Below are 24,315 nucleotides of genomic sequence, written 5' to 3' on the forward strand. Positions count from 1 at the left end.
GTCGGCGGCGGAACTCAGAGCTTGGAGTCGATCAACCCGGCGAGGGACTCGAGGGTCTCGAACACGTCGGCGGTCACCTCGTCGTCGTCGATCGTCACGCCGAACCGCTCCTCGAGGGCGGCGACCAGCTCCAGCACCGCCATCGAGTCCAGCTCGGGCAGGTTGCCGAGGAGCTGGGTGCCGGCGTCGATCGTCGCGGCGCGGTCCTCGATGCCGAGGACGGACACCAGCACCGCCTTGACGTCGTCGATCGTGGTACCGGTCAGGGCCATCTACTTACCTCCGGAGAGTGTCACAGGAGCACCTCGGCGGGCGCCGGGTGGCTCAGGAAAGCGGTGGGGCTGGCGGTCAGACCGTACGCCCCGGCCTGGTAGAGGACGACCAGGTCCCCCACGCCGGCCTCGGGCAGGGTCACGTTGTCGCCCAGCAGGTCGAGCGGGGTGCAGAGGCAGCCGACCACGGTGACCTGTTCGGCCGGCTCCCGGTCGATCCGGTTGGCGACCGCGATCGGGTAGTTACGGCGGATCACCTGACCGAAGTTGCCGGACGCGGCGAGCTGGTGGTGCAGGCCGCCGTCGACGACCAGGTAGGTCTTGCCGCGCGACTCCTTGCGGTCGATGACGCGGGTCACGTACACCCCGGCCTCGCCGACCAGGAACCGGCCCAGCTCGGTCACCACCCGCGTCTCCGGCAGGCGCGGCCGCACCTCGTCGCGCATCAGCGTGGCGAGGTTCTCGCCGATCACTTCAAGATCAAGAGCAACGTCCTTCTCGGTGTACGGGATACCGAACCCGCCACCGAGGTTGAGGTACCGGACCGGTGCCACCGCGTCCTCGGCGAGCCGTAGCAGCAGCTCGACGGTCCGCCGTTGCGCCTCGGCGATGATGTCCGCCTTCAGGTTCTGCGACCCGGCGAAGCAGTGGAAGCCGAGCACGTCGAGGTCGGTGCTCGCCAGCTCCTTGAGCAGCGCGGGAACCCGCTCCGCGTCGACCCCGAACTGCTGCGGCCCGCCGCCCATCCGCATGCCCGAGCCCTTGACCGAGAAATCCGGGTTGACCCGCACCGCGACCCGCGGCCGGATGCCCAGCTCCGAGCCGATCCGGGCGACCCGGGCCGCCTCGTTCTCCGACTCCAGCTCGATCGTCACGCCGGCCGCGACCGCCTGCCGCAACTCGGCGTCGGTCTTTCCGGGCCCGGCGAAGCTGATCCGGTTCGACGGCATCGTGGTGTCCAGCGCGACGCCCATCTCGATCGACGAGGCGACGTCGAACGAGTCGACCAGCCCACTCATGTGCTGCACGACGGCCGGCATCGGGTTCGCCTTGATCGCGTAGCTGAGCTGCAGGTCGGCCGGCAGGTGCCGGCGCAGCAAGGCGACCCGCTCGGTGAGCAGCCGCCGGTCGTAGGCGAAGAACGGGGTGCTGCCGACCCGTGCGGCGAGTCGGGACACCGGCACTCCGCCGACCGCGAGCTCGCCGTCGATCTGCTCGAAGCCCCTGGCCGATGACTCGCTCATGCGGAGACCTCCGAGCGGATCAGGTTGCGGTCGAACTTGCCGTTCGGCGAGCGCGGTAGCTCGGGCCGGACCAGCACGTCCTTGGGCAGCATGTAGAGCGGCAGGTCCTTCTTGAGGGCCGCCCGCAGCGCGTCGACGTCGAGCTCACCGGCGGCCGGGCTGACGACCAGCACGATCTTCTGACCCAGCTTGGGGTCGGGCAGGCCGAGCGCCACGGCGTCGCGGACCAGGCCGGTGCCGTAGACGATCTCCTCGATCTCGGTCGGGCTCACCCGGTACCCCGAGGTCTTGATCATGTCGTCGGTGCGGCCCACGAAGTAGAGGAAACCCTCCTCGTCACGGACCACCGAGTCGCCGGAGAAGACCGCCAGCTCGGTGGTGAGCGCGCCCTCCACGCCGGGCAGCGGCTTGAACCGCTCCGCGGTACGGGCCGGGTCGTTCCAGTAGCCCAGGGCCACCAGCGCGCCACGATGCACCAGCTCGCCCTCCTCGCCCGGGTCGCAGACGCTGCCGTCCGGGCGCAGCACGAGGATCTCCGCGTTCGGGATCGCCTTACCGATCGAGTCGGGACGCCGGTCGACCTCGGACGGGTCGAGGTAGGTCGATCGGAACGCCTCGGTCAACCCGTACATCAGGAAGGGTTTCGCCTCGGGGAAGATCGACCGCAACCGGTCCAGAGTGGTCTTGGGCATCCGCCCGCCGGTGTTGGCGAAGTAGCGCAGCCGGCGGCCGGTCTCCTCCGGCCAGTCCTGCTCGACGAGCTGGATCCAGAGCGGCGGTACACAGGTCAGACCGGTGACCCCGTGCTTGGTGCAGAGCCGCACCACGTCGCGGGGCAACAGGTAGTTGACCAGGACGACGTGCGCGCCGACCGCGAACGACGTGGTGAGCTGGCTGAACCCGGCGTCGAAGCTGAGCGGCAGAGCGGCCAGCACCACGTCGTCCGGGGTCATCCTCAGGTAGGAGCTGACGCTCTCCGCCCCGGCCAGCATGTTGCGGTGCGAGAGCACCACACCCTTCGGCTTGCCGGTGCTGCCGGAGGTGTAGAGGATCGCCGCCATGTCGACGTCGATCGCCGGGCTCTCCGGCAGGTCACCGCCGGTGAGCAGGTCCGCCCAGGCGGTCACCGGGAGACGGCCGCCGGCCCCTCCACCGCCGACCAGGATGATCCGCTCGAGCGACTTGACCTGCTCCAGTTCCTCGCCGAGTGCCTCCAGCCGCTCGGCGGTGGTGACCAGCACCCGCACGTCGCAGTCGGCGAGGATGTAGGCCACCTGCTTGGCCCGCAGCACCGGGTTGACCGGGACGAACACGCCGCCCGCGGCCGACGTGGCGAAGATCGCGGTGACCGTCTCGACCCGCTTATCGAGATAGACCGCCACCCGCTCACCGCGCGCGAGACCCAGCTCGCGCAGCCCGGCGCCGGCGGACCGGACGTCACGCCAGAGGTCGGCGTAGGACAGGGTGTCGTCGCGGTACGTCACAGCCGGGGCGTCGCCGGACCGGCCGGCCGCGCCGGCCAGCAGGTCATGCAATCGGATGCGCATCTGTTGGGTTTCCCTCATCGGTGTGTCGGTGGTACGTCGGCTGCCGTCACCAGCTCAGGCAGGTCAGCTCGCTGTAGAGGTAGTCGATGTCCGGCTCGGTCAGTTCCGCGCTGAGGAACATCTTGCGGCGCGGATTGCCGAGCAGCCGCGACAGTGCGGGCCGGTGGCCGGTCACCCGGATCTCGGCCAGCATGGCGAGGATCCCGTGCCGGGTCAGCAGGTGACTCTGGAACCGCCGCTGCATGGTCCGGAACAGCTCCCGGTCACTGACGTACAGCACCGAGGCGAAGAACGGCAGGTTCTTGCGGCGGTCGGTGCGGAAGATCACGTAGCAGTACCGGTCGCCGCGGGTGAGCAGGACGTGCCGCGCGGCTGCGGTACCGGCGTGGTCGCGGTAGATCTGCAGATCGTCGCCGGTCAGTGTGCGCTCCAGGGCCGCCGGGTCGGCGCTGACCCGGCCGGGCAGCCCGGGCCACGGCAGGTTGGGGGCGACCGCGGTGGTGGTGTCCAGGAAGGCGAATCCCAGCCGGGTGTTCATCGGCACGACGTTGCCGCTCGGCGACAGGTCGGTGAACTCGTAGCCCTCCTGCTTGAGGATGGCCTTCAGCAGTTTGAGGCTGTGGAACCGCTGCTCCGGGAGCACGCACCAGGCGCCGAGGTTGCAGAACCGGCGGGTCTCTCCGCGGATCGTGCGCTCGGAGTAGAACGCCAGGTACGCACCGACCACCGCACCGTGGTCGTCGCGGAGCAGGAAACCGTGGTTGGGCGCCGGCACCTTCCACGGCACCTGCACCGCCCGCTCCCAGGCCTCCGCCGAGACCCGGCTGTTGAGGTGGGTGTGCAGAAACCGGGCCACCGCGGGAACGTCGACGGTGGTGATGGGCTCGACCCGGACTGCCATCAGACGGCCCATCGGACATAGCCGACGCGGTCGGTCACTTGAACTCCCTGACATTTACCGTGGAACCTGCCGCACGACGATATCGTCCGTGCCCGCGGGACAGGCCGTTGTGCCAGATATTGTCATGGGTTCGGACCGATATCCGCGCGGGCCGTCCTGACCGGACCCGCACTCCGACCCGAACAGCCGCTTGACACCGTATTCGACCGCAGGCGCAGAGGCGACATCTGTCAGATTCCGGACATCCTGTCGCGACGCAAATCCCTATTTGACGCGAACAATCCGCGACCATATTCCACATTGATCTGAACAGGCTACTCGGTCGCCCACCGGGATCCGTATTATCGTCCGAGCCGGTCAGCTGACTGACTCGAGGAGCACCCCGAAATGAAGCACCGCCGCAACCTGTTCACCGGAACCGGATTCCGCCGAGCCGTCACCGTTTGCTCGGCATTCGGCGTGGTGATTCTGATTGCCGCCGGATTCACCTGGTATTCGACCGGACGCGCTGATCGCACGCCGGAGAACGCATCCCAGGCCGAGGCCACGCTGCCGTCGACGCCGGACGGGCAGCCCGCACCCGTGCAGTCGATCCCACCCTCGGCGGCCACCGCCTCGGCGCCGGTCTCGCCGTCCGCGTCCAGCCCGGAGTCGAAGAAGCCGACGAACGAGGCGACCACGAAGGCGGTGGCGAAGGGCGACTGCGTCCTCCCCTCGTACCCCACCGCGGACTGCACCGGCGTTCCGGCCGGCTGGTCGCCGAAACGCACGGTCGAGGGCGACCTGACCGTCGTCAAGGCCGGCACGGTCATCTCCGACCAGCTCGTCACCGGCAGCATCTACGTGAAGGCCGCGGACGTCACGATCCGCCGCACCCGGGTCTACGGCACCATCGACAACTTCCTCGGCGACAAGATCTACGGGCACCTCACGATCGAGGACACCGAGGTCGTGCCGAAGCCCGGCGAGGACGTCTCCAGCGTCCAGCAGTACGCGTTCGGCGTCGCCAACTACACCTGCCGCCGCTGCAAGATCGTGAACCGGATGGAGGGCTGGCGCGTCGGCGCGGGCAACTACTCCGGCGCCGGGCAGGTCGTCATCGAGGACTCCTACGCGCAACTCGCCGTACCGGCCGGCCTGTGCCAGACGGCCGACCCGCACGGCGACGGCATCCAGGGCTACGGCGGTCCCACCGTGACGATCCGCCACAACACCATCGACCAGCGCGGCGACGACTGCCCGACCTCGCCGATCTTCATCCCGGACCAGGACAACGCGGGCGGCACGGTCACCGACAACCTGCTGGCCGGGGGCGGCTACGCCCTGCGCCTGTCCGGCGGCTCGTTCCCCACGGTGACCGGCAACAAGATCGTCACCAAGAGCGCCGAGTACGGCCCGATCGACGTCGACTGCTCGAAGATCGGCACCTGGTCGGGCAACGCGGAGGTCACGTACGACTTCGACCGCGGGGTGATCCTGAAGGAGACCAAGAAGCTCAACAGTTGCTGATCGATACATGACCAGAAAATGGCCCCGGCATCCGCCGGGGCCATTTTCTTCAGGTCAGCTCAGGAGTTCCTTAAATGCTGAGGATGCCGAGCTTGCGGGCCAGCTTCAGCGACCTGTCGAAAACGAACAGGCCACCACCGAGCATCACCGTGCACATGATGGTCAGCGCCACGATCGAGAGGCCGACGCTCAGCTCGCCGGCGGGCGGCGTGGGCATCAGCAGCTGACGCTCGGCGCTGATCACATAGGTGTGCGGGATCAGATAGCTGGCCCACCGGATCCAGTCCGGCAGCGTGCTGATCGGGAACAGCGCGCCACCGAGCACGCTGGCCGCCAGGTGGAACAGCATGACCACCGGGTCACCCCGCTTGAAGAGCACCAGGAAGCTGGCCGCCAGCGTGCCCAGGGCGTTACAGGCCAGGATGCCGAGGAACAGCACGAGCAGGCCGAGCGGGATGCCGGCCGGGTCGATCTTCATGCCCAGCAGCCAACCCACGAAGATCATGAAGCAGGCCAGCAGACCACCGGTGAAGCTGCGCCACAGGTTCATGGCGATCGGGATCAGCACCCACGGCACCGGCTCGACCAGGTAGGTCTCCAGGGTGCCGCGCTCCATGGCGAAGTTCAGCCGCGCGGTCAGCTGGGTGAGCGCGTCCTGCAGGCCGGCCGTCACCGCGGTGCCGATCAGCATCACCGCGAAGACCTCGGGCCCGGCGCCCAGGAACGAGCTCTGGTAGAAGTACAGCAGCACCGGGAAGACCACGGCGATGTAGCGCATGATGCTGGTCGCCGGGAACATCCGCTCCTCGACCAGGTCGAGCCGGATGTAGGCGCCGAGGGTGTCGACCACCTTGCGCGACCGGCTGCGGGTGCGTACCGCGCTCGGGTAGACGTGCGCCGTCGTCACGCGGCACCCCCGGCGGCCGGGTTCAGCCGGTAGACGTGGGCGATGAGGTCCCGCAGGGGCATGGGTGTCTCCCGAATGTGCTGAATCGACGCGGCCGCGCCGCCGAGGCGGCCGAGGACGGCGCCGATGGTCAGGTCGCCGGCCAGCTGGCAGGTGAGAGTGAGGCCGTCCACGGTGACCTCCAGGCCCTGCGCGTGCAGGCCGTCGGCCACCAGACGGGCGTCGGCCTCGGTGGCCAGGACCAGCTCCAGCTGGGGCCGGTCCCACTGCCGGCGCAGGCTGTCCAGGTCGCCGGAGTACTTGATCCGGCCGCCGTCCATGAGCAGTGCCTTGGACTGCAGCGCCTCGATCTCCTCCAGGCGGTGCGAGGAGATGAGCACCGCGAGGCGCTCCTGCTTGACCAGGTCCATGATCAGGTTGAGCAGACCGTGCGCGGCGATCGGGTCGACGGCGCCGGTGGGCTCGTCCAGGATCAGCGCGCGGGGGCCGGGCAGGAGGGCGCGGGCGAGGCGGACCCGCGCCTTCATACCGGCCGAGAGGCTGGCGATGACCACGTCGGTCTGCGGGGTCAGGTTGACCGTCTCCAGCACGTACGGGATCCGCGCCTCGAGCTCGCCCGGGGTCATGCCCTGCAGCCGGCCGTGCAGCTGGAGGTTCTCCCGGACCGTGGCGCGCATCAGCAGGCTGCGGTCCTCGGCCGGCATCCAGCCCACCACCTGGCGGATCTGCTCGGACTCGCGGGCCACGTCCAGACCGAGCACGCTGCCGTGCCCGGAGGTCGCCTCGGTGAGACCGATGATGATCCGGAACAGGGTGGTCTTGCCGGCACCGTTCGGGCCGACCACCGCGCAGATCTCGCCGGCCCGGACGACCAGGTCGATGCCGTCCAGCGCCTTGATCGGCTGGGTGAGGTGCGAGCGTGCGAAGGCGCGCATCCACTTCGGGGTCGGTTCGTACAACTTCGTCAGACCGGACAGGACGATGACGTCGTCCTCGTCGTGTTCGGGGCCGCTCATGGCAGCTTCACCGCGCTCTCTACTCCGTTACGCCGCCAGCGCCGCCACTCGACGTGATCGCGTACCCGCTTGTTGAAGGCGCTGACACCGCGCGGGACGAGGGGACCCTTGCCCTCCGCGTCGCGCTGCACCAGACGCCCGTACCGTTGCCGCAGCCGACTGGAAGCCGCCGGCGGATAGATCTCCTCGGCCAGCGCGACCAGCCGCCCGGCCAGTGCCCGGTCGTCCTCCGACGGCCCGGCCTCGATGAGGGAGCAGGCGATGGCCAGCGCCTCCCGGGCCACGGCCAGGCTCGCGGCGCTGCGAAGCCCGTCGACGTCCGGCACCGCGCCGGCGTCCTCGTCGAAGAAGATCTCGAAAGCCTCGTGCCGTTTGCGCAGATCGGTGTCCGCGCCGGCGAACTGGGACGTGTGCATGTTGTTGCCGTGCACCCGGTAGTAGGCCTGGTCCACCCCGTTGACCCGGCCGATGCCGCCGAGCGCCGCGGCGCGCAGCCACATCAGGAAGTCACCGGCGTGCGGCGCCCGGGTGTCGTACCCGCCGAGCTTGCGCATCGTCTCGTTGCGCAGCATCACCTCGGGCGTGGCCACCGGATTGCCACCGGCCCGGCACACCCGGCCGATCCACTCCGCGCCGGGCCACACCGTCCACGACTTGACCTCGGTACGCGCGGGTGGCGGCACGTCGGTGAACGTGCGCGCGAACCCGTGCACCATGACCACCTCGGGGTGCGCCTCCAGCAGCGCCGTCGCGCGCTGGAACGAACCGGGCGTGACCAGGTCGTCGGCGGACAGCAGCACCACGTAGTCGCCGTCGACGGCGGCCAGCCCCTCGTTGTAGGTGGCGATGTGACCGGCGTTGACCTCGTGCACGATCACGCGTACCCGTGGGTCCTCGTCGGCGAGCCGCCGGGCCACCTCGGCGCTGCCGTCCGGTGAGCAGTCGTCGACGATCAACACGTCGACGTCCACGCCGTCCTGGCTCAGCACACCCTGCACGCAGTCCGGCAGGAAATGACCGTAGTTGTAACAGGGAACCACCACGGAGACCCGTGGCCGCCCGCGAAGGGGTTGCGGTCGGGTTCTCGTCACCATCGAACTTCCATCAGCCTTCCAAAGTCGGGTTACTCGAGGAAACGTCGCACCGTGGACGTCCGGACGGTTCGAGCCGGATGGGTCAATCGCCAGACCGCTCCGCACATCCCGCTGAGTAGCGCGAGGGTGAACGAGAAGGTGGTGAAGCCCAGCGAGTCGAAGGTCAGCGCCACGAGGATCGCGAGGATCTGGGTGGAGATCAGGGCCGCGCAGAGATGGCGGTCCTCCTCCGAGGTGGACCGCCGGAATCCGACCACCGCGAGCCACAGGGACGTGAGATGCAGCGCCGCCAGTGCGACGACGCCGACGATCCCACCGGTGACCAGCGTGAGCAGCCACTGGTTGTCCAGGATCATGTAGAGGTCGGGGATCAGGGTGCCCGGGCCGCGGCCCAGCCACGGCCGCTGGGCGAACCAGGCCGAGACGTGCGCGTAGTCCTCGGTGCGGCCGTCGACGCTGGGGTCGGCGTCAGCCCACAGGAACATCGAGGTCAGCGTGCCGAGCAGACCGGGCCGGCCGACCACGAGGACACCGGTGAGACCGGCCGCCAGGATCAGGAAGTTGTACCGGAAGCGCCAGTTCCAGGCCAGGGCGAACATGATGGCCATCGAGATGCCCAGGGCCAGGATGCCGGTACGCGAGATCGCCATCGGCACCGCTCCGGCGATGACGAAGGTCAGCAGGCCGTAGAAACGGCGTCCCGCCTTGCTCCGGGCGTACCGCGCGAAATGGATGGCGTAGGGCATCACCATCGCCAGCACCGCGCTGAACTCGATGGAGTGCACGGTCGTCGAGGCGACCCGGAACCGGCCGCCCTCACCACGCGCCTGGAAGTCGGTGAGCGTGCCCTTCAGTTCCAGCCCCGGAACCACCAGCCACTGGGTGACGTCGTACGCGAAGATCGACTGCAGGATGCCGAGGAACGCCATGAACGCGGCCGAGCAGACCAGGATCTTCAGCACCATGCGCAGCCGGCGCCAGTTGGGGATGCCGTCCGCGACCATCAGCATGAGGCCGAGGAACTCGAACGTCATCAGCAGCGTGAAGTCCTGCCGGTTGGACTCCAGCGTCGGCAGTCCACGCACCAGGCCGGCGACGTACGCCAGCAGGATCGACATCAGGTAGAGCAGCGCGACCCAGCGCAGCGGCTGCCGTCCGACCAGCAGCAGCGACGGGCTCAGCCGGGCGATGAACCACCAGGCGAACAGGCCGAGCGAGAGCAGCAGCGCGGGCCGCCCGGCGAACGTCATCTGCGGGACGATCAGCGGCGCCGGGATGCAGTACAGCAGGACGATGACCACGCTGCAGATCGCGGCGACGTCGACGCGCAGGGAGGCCCGGCGCGAGGAGTACAGGTTCGGAGCGACCAGGGACGGTTCGAAGTCGACCGGATGCTCCGCCGGCATCGTCGATTGGCTCATATCGGTCGAACTTCTAGACGGCCTGCGTCAGCAGCGCGGAGTAGAAAGTGGACAGGTCACCGGTCAGGCCCTCGACGGAGTAGCGGCCGAGGATCGCGTCCGACGCCTTGAGTCGCACCGCGTCCATCTCGTCTGGTGTCTCCTGGTATCGCCGGATCGCGTCCTCGATGGCCTGCCCGTAGGCGAACAGGTCGCACTCCGGTACCGGCGTGCAGTAGGCCGGATCGAAGAACTCGGCGCCGCCCAGCGAGGCGTAGCCCACGACGTAGCAGCCGCTCGCCATCGCCTCGGCCGGTGGCAGGCCGAAGCCCTCCCGGAAACCGAAGGACAGGAAGATCGCGCACTCCCGCATCGCGGCGGCGACCTGTGCCTCTGAGCCGCTGATCGGAGTCAGCTCCCAGCCGGCCGGCAGGCCCCGGGAGCGGAGCATGTGCAGGAGCATCTCGCGCTCCTCGGCCCGGCGGCCGCGGGACAGGTAACCGATCCGGCGCCCGCGCGGCCCGCTGCCCGGGTGGAAGACCGCCCGATCGACGACCGGGCGCGCCAGGTGGACCGGAAGTGACGGGAACGTCCAGCGCAGCAGTCGTTCGCCGTCCTCCGAGACGGTCAACAGCCCGTCCAGGCCCTCGACCCCGGCATACGGCGCGCCGGCCCGGCTGCCCTCGTACGGGGTGGCGTCGAACGTGCAGTACGGCCCCTGGTTGAACACGATCTTCCGGACCCCGGCGGGCAGCGCGTGCAGCCACGGCCCGTGCCACTCGGTGACGACCAGCACGTCCCGCGGCCGTAGCCGGACGTCGGCGGCCGCCTCGACGCGGGTCCGGTTGTCGAACCAGGTGCACCGGAAGCCGCTGCGCGAGTGCACCACCGCCGCCTCGATGCCGAGGGTGTTCAGCACGTCGGCGTGGCGGTAGATGTTGCGGACCCCGCCGCTCGGCTTGTCCAGGTCGGGCGACAGGTAGAAGACCCGCGCGGGCCCTCCGGTGTCCTCGCCGGTACCGAAACGGGGTGGACGTCTGCCGGCCAGATCGCGACGCTCACGCGCGGTGCGGATCACCTGCGACGCCATCGCCATGGGTGTTGGGGTCACCCGTTACCCCTTTCACGGTGCACCACCCATCGGTGGGCACGAATCGCCGGAAGAGCAGGACGAAGGTAGCGTGTCGCCGGTTTTCCACACAGGAGCCTGTCGGTTACGCGACGTGGTCCGCCAATCCAGACTGAAATGGCCGTAGGAGGCGCCGGACAGCCCGAGGATCGGGCTCATGGTCAGCCGAACGGCCGAGGAGCAGCCGGTCAGGACCGCTTGCCGTGGCGCTGCTGGAACGACGGCGACGGCAGGACGATGGTGGCGTCCAGGGACTCCTCCTGCGGCGCGGGCTTCGGCGGCTGGCCGGCCGGCGGGCGGACCACCGGCGGGCGGGCGACCGCCCGGGGCTTGGCGCCGGACCCGTTGTGGTCGGGCGCGAAACCGTTGTTCTGTCGGGGCTGTGGCCGCAGGACCTGGGTCCGCTCGGTGTCGTCCGGCGGGGTGCTGCGGATCGGCTGCGACTTGCCGGTCGCGGGCTGCTCCGGGGGCGCGCCGGACGAGTCCTGCCCGTCGCCGTCCTTCGCCCGGGACCGCCGGCGCAACCAGTAGTCCAGGATGATCGTGGACGCGGTGGTCACCAGCACACCGAGGCCGGCGGCCACGATGAGCACCCGCTTACGCATGCCGGTGTCCTGCAGCGGTGCACTGCCGTCGTTGATCACCAGGGTCGAGATGGTGTCCTCTTCGAGGGCGCCGTACTGGCTCTGCTTGCCGGCGATGTCGTCCTGCAGCAGTTTGATGACCCGCTGCACCGTCGCGGTGGCCTGCTGCTCGCTGTCACCGATCACCTCGATCTCGAAGAGCGGGGTCCGCTCGCTGAGCACGACGGTGACGCTGTCGGACAGACCCTCCTTGTCGAGCTTCTCGATGTTCGTCGGGTCGGTCACGGTGATGGCGGCGGCGTTGCCCAGCGCGGCATACCCCAGGTCCAGCCAGGGGTTCGCCGGCCTGGGCTTGGCCTTGGGGTCGGGCTGCTTGCCGGCGCTGGGCGCCGGGATCAGCTGCATGTATCCCATGGCCTTGTAGTCGGGTGCCACCGATTTGGCGGCGAGCACCACCGCCCCGACCGTGACCAGCAGCATCGGCACGGCGAAGTACCACCGGCGGAGCAGCAGCCTGGTGAGGTCCCAGAGGTCCACGGTTTCCCTCTCGTTGAAACGGGCCAGTGCACGACCCTGCACGACTCGACGCGAGCCGTCCATCCGCCATCGATCTTAGGCACCCGGCCATCCGTACAGAATCGCGCGCCTTTGCAGAGCCTGTCATAAAACCGACATGCAGTTCCGCCGGGGTGGGTGCTCATTCTATCGGACGCGCAAATAGGACTATCAGTCCAAGATCACCTTAATTCGAACGGACATACTCCTCGATCCGGATAAATGCTTCAAAGGCGATACATCACATATTTGTTGCATTTACCCCGCTGGATTGAACGGATGACCCTTACGGTGCCCTAATGGCCGGTTGCTGTCAGGACATGTCATCCGACAGTGTCTTCACGGTCCGGAGTAACCGAAGGAGACGGACCGCAACGATGGCCCGTAACACCCATGTCACCATCCTCATCGCCAACTTGCCGGCCGAGCGCGATCGCCGCGTCATCCGGGAATGTCTCACTCTGGAGGAGAAGGGCTTCGAGGTCACGGTCATCGCACCGCGAGGCGACAAGACCCTGAAGATCCTCCCCGGCAGCCGGAACACCCGGCTCAAGCCGTACCCGGTCAAGGTGTACGGCAGCGGCCTGCTCACCTTCGCGGTCGAGTTCGGCTGGTCCTTCCTCTGCATCGCGGTCCGCCTGATCGGCGAGATCCTGGCCGGCCGCGCCCACGCCGTGCAGGTCTGCAACCCGCCGGACGTGTACTGGCCGCTCGCCCTGCTGCTGCGCGCCATCGGCCGGCCGTGGGTCTTCGACCACCACGACCTGTGCCCGGAGGTCTACATCTCCCGCGGCGACGGCAAACCCGACAAGCTGGTGCTGCGCGTGCTCAACGCGCTGGAGTGGCTGACCCTGCGCACCGCCACCGAGGTGGTCGCCACCAACCACTCGTTCAAGGACAACGCGGTACGCAAGGGCGTGCACCCCGACAAGGTCACGGTGGTCCGCAACGGCCCGTCGCTGAAGGAGATCGCGGTCGACGGCGACCCGCAGGAGCCGGTCAACGCCGACGGCCTGCACCGGATCGTCTACCTCGGCGTCTTCGGCCCGCAGGACAACGTCGAGGGCGTGGTGCGAGCCGCCGACGAGCTGATCAAGCTGCGGGGCCGCGACGGCTGGAAGATCGTGTTGGCCGGTGACGGCGAGAGCATGCCGTCGGTTCGTGCCCTGGTCGCGGAGAAGAACCTTTCGGACGTCGTCGAGCTGACCGGCTGGCTCAACGGCGCCCAGGTCGACGAGGTGCTGCGCTCGGCCACCATCGCGATCCAGCCCGACCTGCCGACCCGGATGAACCAGCTGTCCACGATGGCGAAGACGGTCGAATACGTGGGCCGGGGCCTGCCGGTGGTCGCCGCCGACGGCATCGAGACCCGCCGCACCCTGGACGAGGCCGGTGCGTATGTGCCGACCGGCGCCCCGGAGGAGTTCGCCGCGGTCATCGACCAGCTGCTGGACGACCCGGACCGGCGGCGGCAGATGCGCAAGCTGGGCCGCGACCGGTTCCTCAGCATGCTCTCCTGGGAACACCAGGCCGGGCCGTACGCCTCGGTGTTCCAGCGGCTGCTGGCCAAGCGCCTGCCCGCCCAGACCCCGACGACGCCGCACATCCCGCGCCAGCGGACCGGCTCCGACGCGCCGTCCCGGGTGGACCAGCCGTGACCAGCATCGTCATCGCCGCCCACAACGAGGCCGCGGTCATCGGCCGCTGCCTGGACGCGTTGCTGGCCGACGCGAAACCGGGCGAACTCGACGTGACGGTGGTCGCCAACGGGTGCACCGACGACACCGTGCGGATCGCCGGGGCCCGTCCGGGCGTACGGGTGCTGGATCTCCCCGAGCCGGGCAAAGCCGGCGCCCTCAACGCCGGTGACGCCGCCGCGGTCGGTTTCCCGCGGATCTATCTGGACGCCGACATCGTGCTCAGCACCGCGGCGGTCCGGGCCCTCACCGAGGTGCTGGTGTCCGGGGCGCCGTCGGCCACGGTCGGGCGTGAACTCGACGTCGCCGGGCGGCCGCTGCTGGTCCGCGCCTACTTCGCGGTGCACGGACGGCTGCCGGTGATGCGCGACGGGCTGTTCGGGCGCGGCGTGGTGGCGCTCTCCGAGCAGGGACGGGCGCGGTTCGGCCGGTTCCCCGAGCTGGTCGCCGACGACCTGTTCCTGGACTCGCAGTTCGCGCGGGAGGAGAAGGCGCACGTCGACGCGTACGCCGCGAAGGTCGCCACCCCCCGGAAGACCGGTGACCTGATCCGCCGCCTGATCCGGGTCCGCGGCGGCAACGCCGCCATGCGGGCGGCCGCCGCCCGCGGCGAGATCACCGTGCCGGTACGCCCCGCCGCCCGCAGTTCGTGGCTGCGCGACGTGGTCGTCCCCCGGCCCTGGCTGGCGCCCGCCGCGGTCTGCTACGTCGGCATCACCGTGTGGGCCGCGCTGGCCGCCAAACGGGCCGGTGACGGCGGTGCCGCCTGGGGCCGCGACGAGTCGTCCCGGATCGCCGACGGCGCGTCCGCGGCAGAGCGATAGGAAGTCATGAGCGACGTCATCAACATCTGTTTCCACGGCATCGGCACGCCACAGCGTGACCTGGAACTCGGCGAGGACCGCTACTGGATCAGCGTCGAGCTGTTCCACGCGGTGCTCGACGAGATCCGCACCTGGCCGTCGGTCCGGATCAGCTTCGACGACGGCAACGCCTCGGACCTCGAGATCGGCCTGCCGGCCCTGCTGGAGCGCGGCCTGACCGCCGAGTTCTACGTGCTGTCGTCCCGGTTCGGCAAGGGCGGCAGCCTCAGCGAGGAGGACGTCCGCAAGCTGCACGGCGCCGGTATGACCATCGGCACACACGGCATGCGGCACCGTCCGTGGCGGGGCATGGACGCCGAGACCAGCCGGGACGAGCTGGAGACGGCCCGACGGCAGATCGAGGAGGTCGTCGGGGTCCCGGTCGACCAGGCGGCCTGCCCACTCGGCCGGTACGACCGTCGGCTGCTCTCCCGGATGCGCAAGCTCGGCTACCGGCGCGTGTTCACCAGCGACCGCCGCCGGGCCCGCTCCGAGGACTGGCTGCAGCCGCGCTACAGCCTGCGCCGCGAGGACACCGTGGACGGACTGCGCGCCGAGGCCCTGGTGGGCCCCGGCGCGCTGACCCGCCTCAAGCTGGAGGCGGTCGGAGTCGTCAAGCGGATCCGCTGAGAGTCAGCGGGAGGCGTCGCGCCGGACGGTGTCCGGTCCCGGCGTCTCCCGCAGCCTCGACGGGCTGAGCAGCGCCCGGACCGCGAGCTTGCTCGGGCCCTTGCCGAGCACCGCACGGCTGCCCTCACGCATCACCAGCGCACCCCAGAACGCGGCGCCCAGCAGCGCGTTGTGCCGCCGCCGGTAGAGCCGCACCTTGTTCAGCGTCAGCAGCGTCCACAGAGCCGGCGACACCTTCGAGTCACCCTCCAGGTGCACCGCCTTCGCGGCCGGCGTGAACCTGGTCGCCAGGCCCGCGTCACCGGCCCGCAGCGCGAAGTCGGTCTCCTCCGAGTAGAGGAAGAACGACTCGTCCCACGGCGCGATCCGATTCCAGCACTCGGCGCTGATCAGAACGGTCGACCCCTCGGCCCAGTCGGCGACCCGCTCGTCGGCGTAGAGCCGCTCGTCGGTCACCATCTCGCCGAACGCCGGGATGCGGCCGGCCCGGACCGCGCCCATCAACGCGTCCCCGAGCACCCGCCGGACCGACGGCGCCCGGCGCATGGTGTGGATGAGCTCCCCGTCGCCGTCCTCCAGCAACGGCACCGCGATGCCGGTCCCCTCGGTGCGCAGCACACCCAGCAGGGTCCGCACGCAGCCGGGGGTGAGCCGTACGTCCGGGTTGAGCACCAGGACCGCGGTGAACGGCCCGGCCTTGGCCACGGCCGCATTGATACCGGCCGCATAGCCGGCATTGCGTCCCATCTCGACGACCGTGGCATCCGGCGCGAGCCGGCGCACGGTGCCCACCGAGTCGTCCGCGGACGCGTTGTCCGCGACGATCAACTGCCAGTCGACGCCCTCCAGGCCCGGTCCGAGCGATGCGATCAGGTCGGGGACCAATCGTTCGCTGTTGTACGTGACCACGACCACCGCCACAGTTTCGGGCGTGCTGTCCAACTTGTCCTCCCCAGGTCTCACGGACGCCGATCATCCTGCCGTCCGCGCGGGAACGCCGGTACCGCCGGTCGGCCATCGCGGGTGTCGGAATCCGTCATCCCGGTACGCCCCGGCCGTACCCGGATACCCGAACGGGCGGGGGCTTCGATCCGTTCGGTGACCAGTCGAAACAGGTAGGTGCCAGAGTTCCTCCGCCGACAGGATCGATCCAGCCGCGGGGCCCTTCGGTGTCGGCAAAGCGATAGATATGTTCAGCCCTCTATCTAGATGATCGCACTAAGCTCCGCCGGCCGGGGCCGGCTCTATCTTGTCGACGGCCGTAGCGCAGGGCGCGCGGCGGGGAGGCGATTCCCTTTGCGAGACCTCAGGCTCTTCCGGCAGCGATCACTGCTGGTCCTCACCCTCGTCGCGGCGGCGCTCTTCCTGCCGTCCGCCGGGCCGGCCAGCGCGGCCGACCCGTGTGCTCCGGTGGTCAATCCGATCGCCTGCGAGAACACCAAGACCGGCACCCCCAAGGCCACCTGGGACGTCAGCGGGTCCGGCAGCGCCGCGTTGCAGGGCTTCACCACCGAGATGAGCGTCAACGTCGGTGAGACGGTCAACTTCAAGATCGACTCCACGGCCACGTCGTACCGGCTCGACATCTACCGGATGGGCTACTACGGCGGCAACGGCGCCCGGTTCATCACCACGGTGAACCCGGTCGGCCGACAGACCCAGCCGGCCTGCATCTCGGCGCCCACCACCGGGCTCGTCGACTGCGGCAACTGGGCGGTCTCCGCCTCGTGGCCGGTGCCCGCGACCGCGGTGTCCGGCATCTACTTCGCCCGCCTGGTACGGACCGACGGCACCGCCGGCGCCAGCCACGTGATGTTCGTGGTCCGCGACGACGCCGGCCACTCCGACGTGGTCTTCCAGACCTCCGACACCACCTGGCAGGCGTACAACACGTACGGCGGCAACAGCTTCTACGTCGGGTCGCCGGCCGGTCGCGCGTACAAGATCTCCTACAACCGGCCGATCACCACCCGCGGCACCGGAGCCGAGGACTTCGTCTTCAACGCCGAGTACCCGATGGTCCGGTTCCTGGAGGCCAACGGCTACGACGTCAGCTACATCTCCGGCATCGACACCGACCGGCGCGGCTCGCTGCTGCGCAACCACAAGGCGTTCCTGTCGGTCGGGCACGACGAGTACTGGTCCGGGCAGCAGCGCGCCAACATCGAGGCGGCCCGCGACGCCGGCCTGAACCTGGCGTTCTTCAGCGGCAACGAGGTGTTCTGGAAGACCCGCTGGGAGACCAGCGTGGACGGCTCGGGTACGCCGTACCGGACCCTGGTCTGCTACAAGGAGACGCACGCCAACGCGGCCATCGACCCGTCCACCGAGTGGACCGGCACCTGGCGCGACCCGCGGTTCAGCCCGCCGAAGAACGGCGGCCGCCCGGAGAACGGGCTCACCGGCACCGCCTTCGAGGTCAACTCGGGCACGGTGAACCTGCAGGTCCCGGCGGCCGACGGCAAGATGCGTCTGTGGCGCGGCACCACGGTGGCCACCCAGGCGGCCGGCGCGACCGCCACCCTGGGCACCGGCACACTCGGGTACGAGTGGGACGAGGACCTGGTCAACGCGGCCCGCCCGCAGGGCCTGATCCGGCTCTCCACCACCACCGCGAGCGGCGTCGAGATCCTCACCGACCAGGGCTCCACCTACACCTCGGGCACCGCCACCCACAACCTGACCATGTACCGGGTGGCCAGTGGGGCGCTCGTCTTCGGCGCCGGCACCGTGCAGTGGTCGTGGGGCCTGGACAGCAACCACGACCGGGGCTCCGGCGCGGCCAGCACCCCGATGAAGCAGGCCACCGTCAACCTGTTCGCCGACATGGGCGCGCAGCCGGCCACCATCCAGTCCGGCCTGACCGCGGCCACCGCCTCCACCGACACCGTCGCGCCGACCGCGGTCATCACCACGCCCGCCGCGGGCAGCACGGTCTCCGGCGGCACCCGGGTCACCGTCTCCGGCACCGCCACCGACACCGGCGGCGTGGTCGGCGGCATCGAGGTCTCCACCGACGGCGGCACCAGCTGGAAACCGGCGAGCGGCCGGGGCACCTGGACGTACTCGTTCACCACCCCCACCACGCAGGGCCCGATCGACATCCGCGCCCGGGCGATCGACGACAGCGGCCGGATCGGCGCCGCGGTCAGCCGGTCGATCACGGTCGGCCGGCAGACCTGCCCGTGCAGCCTGTGGACCGTCGACGACGTGCCCACCACACCCAGCGACCCGGACAGCACCGGAACCGAGGTCGGCGTCAAGTTCCGCGCCGACGTGGCCGGCAAGGTCTCCGCCCTGCGCTTCTACAAGGGCCCGGGCAACACCGGCACGCACGTCGGCAAACTCTGGAACGCGACCGGCACCCAGCTGGCCACGGTCACCTTCACCGGCGAGACCAGCACCGGCTGGCAGACCGCCACGTTCGCCACCCCGGTCTCGCTGACCGCCGGGGCCACCTATGTCGCCTCCTACTACGCCCCGAACGGCCGCTACGCCGGGGACGTCGGCTACTTCGCGGCGAACGGCGTGGACAGCGGCCCGTTGCACGCGCTCCGCGACGGTGTCGACGGCGCCAACGGCGTCTACCGGTTCGGCACCGGCTTCCCGACCCTGTCCTGGGAGTCCGCCAACTACTGGGTGGACGTCGTGTTCACCCCGGACGCCACCGGCCCGGACACCACGGCACCGACCGTCACCACCCGCTCCCCCGCCGCCGGGGCGACCGGAGTGGCCGCCGCGAGCACCGTGTCGGCGACGTTCAGTGAGGCCGTCTCGGCGGCCGCGATCACCCTGACCGGCCCGTCCGGCGCGGTGACCGGCAGCACCGCCGCCGGCACGAACACCGTCACGTTCACGCCGTCGGCCGCGCTGGCCGCGTCCACCACGTACACGGCCACCGTCAGCGGGGCGCGCGACGCCGCCGGTAACACGATGACCGGCACGTCGTGGACGTTCACCACGGCCGCGACACCGACCGGGCCGAACTGCCCGTGCTCGGTGTGGCCGGCCTCGGCGACACCCGGTTCACCCGCCGACAGCGAGACCGCCGCGGTGGAACTCGGCATGAAGTTCCGCTCCGACGTCGCCGGCCGGATCACCGCGATCCGGTTCTACAAGGGCAGCGGCAACAGCGGCACCCACGTCGGGCGGCTCTGGTCGTCGACCGGGACCCTGCTGGGCAGCGTGACCTTCAGCGGCGAGACCGCGACCGGCTGGCAGCAGGCCACCCTGGCCACCCCGGTCACGATCAGCGCGGGCAGTACGTACGTGGTGTCGTACCACGCGCCGAACGGCCGGTACGCCTTCGACGGCGGGTTCTTCGCGACGGCCGGCGTCGACAACGGCCCCCTGCACGCACTGCGCAACGGCGTGGACGGACTGAACGGCGTCTACCGCTACGGAACCGGCGGAGTCTTCCCCACCGACAGCTGGCAGTCGAGCAACTACTGGGTGGACGTCGTGTTCACCCCGGCAAGCTAGGAGCGCGTTTTGACCTTACCGAAACTCCGGTCGTTCCTCCTGTGCCTGGCACTGGCGGCGGCCGCGCTCATCGTCGCGCCCGCGGCTCCAGCCGCGGCCGCGACCTGTCCGTGCTCGATCTTCGACGCGTCGGCGACCCCGGGCAGCCCCTCCGACTCCGACAACAGCGCGGTCGAGGTCGGCGTCAAGTTCCGGTCCGACGTCGCCGGGCAGATCACCGGCGTCCGGTTCTACAAGGGCGCCGCCAACACCGGCACCCACGTGGGCAACCTGTGGAACTCCGCCGGCGGCAACCTGGGCACCGTCACGTTCACCAACGAGACCGCGTCCGGCTGGCAGACCGCCACGTTCGCCAGCCCGATCACGATCGCCGCGAACACCACGTACGTCGCCTCGTACTACGCGCCGAACGGCCGGTACGCCGGAGACAGCGGCGCACTGCTGTCGGCCGGCGTGGACAACGCGCCGCTGCACGCGCTGCGCAGCGGCGAGGACGGCGGCAACGGCGTCTACCGGTACGGCACCGGCGGCGGCTTCCCCAACAGCACCTGGCAGGGCGCCAACTACTGGGTCGACGTGGTGTTCACCACCGGCGTCACCGACACCGCGCCACCGACGGTGACCAGCACCAGCCCGGCCGCCGGAGCGACCGGGGTGGCCACCACGGCCACGGTCAGCGCGGTCTTCAGCGAGGCGGTGCAGACCGGAACGCCGGCCCTCACCGTCGCCGGGGTGACCGGCACGACCGCCTACAACGCGTCCACCCGGACGGTGACGTTCACGCCCGGGTCGCTCGCCGCGTCCACGAGTTACACGGCCACCGTCTCCGGCGCACGTGACACCGCGGGCAACCTGATGAGTCCGGTCTCCTGGTCGTTCACCACGGCGGCGGCCGGCGGATCCGGGTGTCCCTGCTCGATCTGGCCGGCCACGGCCGTACCGGCCACCGGCACGGTCAACGACAACTCGGCGGTCGAACTGGGCGTGAAGTTCCGGACCTCGACGGCCGGCTACATCACCGGGCTCAAGTTCTACAAGGGCGGCCAGAACACCGGCACGCACACCGGCTCGCTCTGGTCGAGCACCGGCACCCGGCTGGCGAACGTGACGTTCACCGGCGAGTCGGCCTCCGGCTGGCAGACCGTCACGCTCCCCGGGCCGGTACCGGTCACCGCGAACACCACGTACGTGGCGTCGTACCACACCGACACCGGCTACTACTCGGTGACGGCCAACGGGTTCTCCGCAGCGGTCACCCGTAGCCCGCTGACCGCCCTGGCCAGCGGCACCGACGGCGGCAACGGCGTCTACCGGTACGGCGCGAGCGGCTTCCCGACCAGCACGTACCAGGCCACCAACTACTGGGTGGACGTCGTCTTCGACACCACCGCGGCCGACACCCAGGCGCCCACCCTGGCCGGCCGGGCCCCGTCCGCCGGAGCCTCAGGCGTGGCCGCCACGACCGCGGTCACCGCGGCGTTCACCGAGCCGGTCACCGCGGCCTCGATCGTCCTGACCGGCCCGTCCGGTACGGTGCCCGGCGCCACCACCTACGACGCGACCACCGCCACGGCCGTCTTCACCCCGTCCGCGCAACTGGCCTACTCGACCTCGTACACCGCGACGGTCAGCGGGGCCCGGGACGCCACGGGCAACGTGATGACCCCGGTGACCTGGTCGTTCACCACGTCGGCGGCGCCTCCGCCGCCGCCGGACCAGGGCCCGGGCGGTCCGGTCCTGGTGGTCAAGTCGGCGGTCTCCGGAGCCAGCGGGTTCACCTCGTTCGCGGCCGAGGTGCTGCGTGCCGAGGGCCTCAACGAGTTCGCCACCGTGGACCTGTCCGCGGTCACCCCGGCGCTGCTCGCCCAGTACGACGTGGTCCTGCTCGGCTCCACCCCGCTCACCGCGGCCCAGGTCAGCACGTTCACCACCTGGGTCACCGGCGGCGGCAACCTGATCGCCTTCCGGCCGGACAAGCAGCTCGCGGGCCTGCTCGGCCTGACCTCCACCACCGGCACCCTGGCCGAGGGCTACCTGCGGGTCGACACGTCGACGTCGCCGGGCGCCGGCATCACCGGCCAGACCATCCAGTACCACAGCACCGCCGACCGCTACACCCTGTCCGGGGCCCGATCGGTGGCGACGCTGTACTCCAACGGCACCACCGCCACGGTCAACCCGGCGGTGTCGCTGACCGACGTCGGCACCGCCGGCGGGCAGGCCGCGGCGTTCACCTTCGACCTGCCGCGGTCGCTGGTCTACACCCGTCAGGGCAACCCGGCGTGGGAGAAGCAGGACCGGGACGGTCGCGCGCCGATCCGCTCGGACGACCTGTACTTCGGCGGCAGCGCCACCGACTGGGTCGACCTCACCAAGGTCGCGGTTCCGCAGGCCGACGAGCAGCAGCGCCTGCTGGCCAACCTGATCGGGGCGATGAACGCGGACCGCAAGCCGCTGCCGCGGTTCTGGTACTTCCCGCGCAGCCTCAAGGCGGTCGTCGTCGCCACCGGTGACGACCACGCCACCGGCGGCACCGCCGGGCGGTTCGACCAGTACCTCGCCAACAGCCCGGCCGGATGTGTGGTGGACGACTGGCAGTGCCCGCGGTTCACCTCGTACATCTTCCCGGACACGCCGCTGACCAACAGCCAGGCGAGCACGTACCAGAACCGTGGGTTCGAGGTCGGGCTGCACCTGAACACCGGGTGTGCCAACTGGACCGCGACGTCGCTCGGGGCCAACCTGACCGACCAGCTCGCGACGTTCCGCACCAAGTACGGCTCGGTCCGCGCCCCGGACACCAACCGGACCCACTGCATCGTCTGGTCCGACTGGTCGACCCAGGCCAGCCTGCAGACCGCCAACGGGATCCGGCTCGACACCAACTACTACTACTGGCCGGAGACCTGGGTCGCCGACCGGCCGGGCTTCATGACCGGCTCCGGCATGCCGATGCGGTTCGCCGACACCAACGGCGGGCTCATCGACATCTACCAGGCCGCCACCCAGATGACCGACGAGTCGGGGCAGAGCTACCCGTACACCACGGACTCGCTGCTCGACGCGGCTCTCGGCACGCTGGGCTACTACGGCGCGTTCACCGCCAACATGCACACCGACTACGCGACGACCTACGACAGCGACCAGGTACTGGCGTCGGCGCTGCGGCACAACGTGCCGATCGTCACCGGGCACCAGTTGCTCACCTGGCTGGACGGGCGGAACGCCTCGTCCTACTCGAACATCGCCTGGACCGGTAACGACCTGACGTTCTCGGTCAACGTCGGCACCGGCGCCAACGGCCTCACCGGCATGGTGCCGACCGCCGGACCGGGCGGGCGGACGCTGTCCACCCTGACCCGGGCCGGGGTCGCGGTCCCGTTCACCAGGACCACGATCAAGGGTGTCGAGTACGCGTTCTTCACCGCCGGACCCGGTGCGTACACGGCCGGATACGCGGCCGCGGCCACTGCGACGCTCACCGCCTCGGCCGCGGCCGAGACCGGCGGGACCACCGCATCGGTCACGGTCGCGACGAGCAGCGCCGCAAAAACCGTCATCGAGTACGGGACACAGCCGACCGAGTTGACCCGCAAGGCGGTGGACGGCACCCAGGCCAGTAAGCGGACCGTCCAGCTGGCCGGACTCGCGCCCGGCACCACGTACTGGTACCGGGCGAAGGTGACCACCCCGGACGGTCGAACCACCACCGGCCCGGTGCAGAAGGTCACCACCCGCGCGGCCGACCGCACCGGCCCGGTCGCGTCCGGGGTCACCGTCACCGCCCGTCCGGACGGCACCGCCCAGGTGACGTGGAAGGCGAACGAGGCGGCGGACGCCACCCTGCTCGTCGGCACCTCGGCGGACGCACTGGCGAAGTGGCCCGGAACCCAGGACGGAACCCGGCTCAGCGCCGTCGTGACGGGCCTGGAACCGCGGACCACCTACCGGTACCGGGTACGCAGCGTCGACGCGGCGGGCAACGTCTCGACGTGGCCGGCGCTGAACCGGCCGGCGGCGACGTTCGTGTCGTCCGTGGTGGGTGTCGCCGACTACACCGCCCCGCAGCAGCGGACCGGTGTCGAGTCCGGGGTCACGGTCACCGACGACGGGGTCCGGCTCGCCGGTTCGGCCCGCAGCGGCAGCCTGGTCTCCCGGGTGATGGACGCCCAGCAGATGGTCCGCTGGGACCGGCTCGGCTATCAGGCGACCGTGCCCGCCGGGGCGACGCTGAAGGTCTACGTGCGGACCGGGAGCACCACCACCCCGGACGGCAGCTGGACCGGATGGACCGCGGTCGGCCAGAACGGCAAGGTGACCGGTGGCTCCCGCTACGTCCAGTACCGGGCCGAACTGACCCGCACCACGAGCGGCGCCGGCCCGGTCCTGCGGGGTGTGGGCATCACGTCGGACGGCAGTTCACTGCACCACCCGACGGAGAAGTAGACGCACCGTCCCCCTCGCCGCCCCGGCGCCCGCTCCCCG

General features: G+C 70.2%; 17 protein-coding genes. 6 read left to right on the forward strand and 11 right to left on the reverse strand.

Features of this window, described 5'->3' with window-relative positions; translation table 11 throughout:
* Positions 1–14: 14 nt before the first annotated feature.
* Genes Q0Z83_RS33005 through Q0Z83_RS33020 form a run of 4 tightly spaced genes read right to left on the reverse strand, consistent with a single transcriptional unit; the run spans position 15 to position 3,964 of the window.
* Positions 15–272 (reverse strand): acyl carrier protein, encoded by a 258-nt coding sequence (locus Q0Z83_RS33005; protein ID WP_317787142.1) that lies wholly within the window; start codon positions 270–272, stop codon positions 15–17.
* Positions 273–292: 20 nt separating this feature from the next.
* Positions 293–1,516 (reverse strand): pyridoxal-dependent decarboxylase, exosortase A system-associated, encoded by a 1,224-nt coding sequence (locus Q0Z83_RS33010; protein WP_317787143.1) that lies wholly within the window; start codon positions 1,514–1,516, stop codon positions 293–295.
* Positions 1,513–3,063 (reverse strand): acyl-CoA ligase (AMP-forming), exosortase A system-associated, encoded by a 1,551-nt coding sequence (locus tag Q0Z83_RS33015; RefSeq protein WP_317787144.1) that lies wholly within the window; start codon positions 3,061–3,063, stop codon positions 1,513–1,515. The genes Q0Z83_RS33010 and Q0Z83_RS33015 overlap by 4 nt, the downstream gene beginning before the upstream one ends.
* A 46-nt stretch (positions 3,064–3,109) precedes the next feature.
* A complete protein-coding gene (locus Q0Z83_RS33020; protein WP_317787145.1) occupies positions 3,110–3,964 on the reverse strand; it encodes a hypothetical protein in 855 nt (284 codons plus the stop codon).
* Positions 3,965–4,423: 459 nt separating this feature from the next.
* Between Q0Z83_RS33020 and Q0Z83_RS33025 the strand changes: the two genes are divergently transcribed.
* Positions 4,424–5,473, forward strand: a complete 1,050-nt coding sequence (locus Q0Z83_RS33025) for a right-handed parallel beta-helix repeat-containing protein (protein ID WP_317787146.1) — start codon at positions 4,424–4,426, stop codon at positions 5,471–5,473.
* A gap of 70 nt (positions 5,474–5,543) precedes the next feature.
* On the opposite strand, the gene Q0Z83_RS33030 is transcribed toward Q0Z83_RS33025, so the two are convergent.
* The 6 genes from Q0Z83_RS33030 to Q0Z83_RS33055 form a co-directional block, all read right to left on the reverse strand.
* Complete coding sequence (locus Q0Z83_RS33030; protein ID WP_317787147.1) at positions 5,544–6,380, reverse strand: ABC transporter permease; 837 nt, start codon at positions 6,378–6,380, stop codon at positions 5,544–5,546.
* Positions 6,377–7,396 carry an ABC transporter ATP-binding protein gene (locus Q0Z83_RS33035; RefSeq protein WP_317787148.1) on the reverse strand — a complete coding sequence of 340 codons (1,020 nt, stop codon included), beginning with the start codon at positions 7,394–7,396 and terminating at the stop codon, positions 6,377–6,379. The genes Q0Z83_RS33030 and Q0Z83_RS33035 overlap by 4 nt, the downstream gene beginning before the upstream one ends.
* Positions 7,393–8,439: a glycosyltransferase family 2 protein gene (locus tag Q0Z83_RS33040; RefSeq protein WP_317787149.1), complete on the reverse strand. Its 1,047-nt coding sequence runs from the start codon at positions 8,437–8,439 to the stop codon at positions 7,393–7,395. Before Q0Z83_RS33040 ends, Q0Z83_RS33035 begins: the two co-directional genes overlap by 4 nt.
* An 80-nt stretch (positions 8,440–8,519) precedes the next feature.
* A complete protein-coding gene (locus Q0Z83_RS33045; protein ID WP_317787150.1) occupies positions 8,520–9,911 on the reverse strand; it encodes an O-antigen ligase family protein in 1,392 nt (463 codons plus the stop codon).
* Positions 9,912–9,924: 13 nt separating this feature from the next.
* Positions 9,925–11,001, reverse strand: a complete 1,077-nt coding sequence (locus Q0Z83_RS33050; protein ID WP_317787151.1) for a glycosyltransferase — start codon at positions 10,999–11,001, stop codon at positions 9,925–9,927.
* A gap of 206 nt (positions 11,002–11,207) precedes the next feature.
* Entirely contained in the window at positions 11,208–12,140 is a 933-nt protein-coding gene (locus Q0Z83_RS33055) for a YveK family protein (protein ID WP_317787152.1), read from the reverse strand.
* Positions 12,141–12,535: 395 nt separating this feature from the next.
* Here Q0Z83_RS33055 and Q0Z83_RS33060 point away from each other — a divergent pair, with 395 nt between their 5' ends.
* From Q0Z83_RS33060 to Q0Z83_RS33070, 3 genes are read left to right on the forward strand one after another with little or no spacing between them, the layout of a single operon-like run.
* Positions 12,536–13,816, forward strand: coding sequence for a glycosyltransferase family 4 protein (locus Q0Z83_RS33060; RefSeq protein ID WP_317787153.1), 1,281 nt, complete (start codon positions 12,536–12,538; stop codon positions 13,814–13,816).
* Positions 13,813–14,679, forward strand: coding sequence for a glycosyltransferase (locus Q0Z83_RS33065; protein WP_317787154.1), 867 nt, complete (start codon positions 13,813–13,815; stop codon positions 14,677–14,679). Before Q0Z83_RS33060 ends, Q0Z83_RS33065 begins: the two co-directional genes overlap by 4 nt.
* A 6-nt stretch (positions 14,680–14,685) precedes the next feature.
* A complete protein-coding gene (locus Q0Z83_RS33070) occupies positions 14,686–15,348 on the forward strand; it encodes a polysaccharide deacetylase family protein (RefSeq protein ID WP_317787155.1) in 663 nt (220 codons plus the stop codon).
* Between the two features lie 3 nt (positions 15,349–15,351).
* On the opposite strand, the gene Q0Z83_RS33075 is transcribed toward Q0Z83_RS33070, so the two are convergent.
* A complete protein-coding gene (locus Q0Z83_RS33075) occupies positions 15,352–16,311 on the reverse strand; it encodes a glycosyltransferase family 2 protein (protein ID WP_317787156.1) in 960 nt (319 codons plus the stop codon).
* A 333-nt stretch (positions 16,312–16,644) separates the two neighbouring features.
* Here Q0Z83_RS33075 and Q0Z83_RS33080 point away from each other — a divergent pair, with 333 nt between their 5' ends.
* Positions 16,645–19,830, forward strand: a complete 3,186-nt coding sequence (locus tag Q0Z83_RS33080) for a DUF4082 domain-containing protein (RefSeq protein ID WP_317787157.1) — start codon at positions 16,645–16,647, stop codon at positions 19,828–19,830.
* Positions 19,831–19,839: 9 nt separating this feature from the next.
* Entirely contained in the window at positions 19,840–24,276 is a 4,437-nt protein-coding gene (locus tag Q0Z83_RS33085) for a DUF4082 domain-containing protein (RefSeq protein WP_317787158.1), read from the forward strand.
* Positions 24,277–24,315: the final 39 nt, after the last annotated feature.

It is taken from the genome of Actinoplanes sichuanensis, assembly GCF_033097365.1.
Classification (GTDB): Bacteria; Actinomycetota; Actinomycetes; order Mycobacteriales; family Micromonosporaceae; genus Actinoplanes; species Actinoplanes sichuanensis.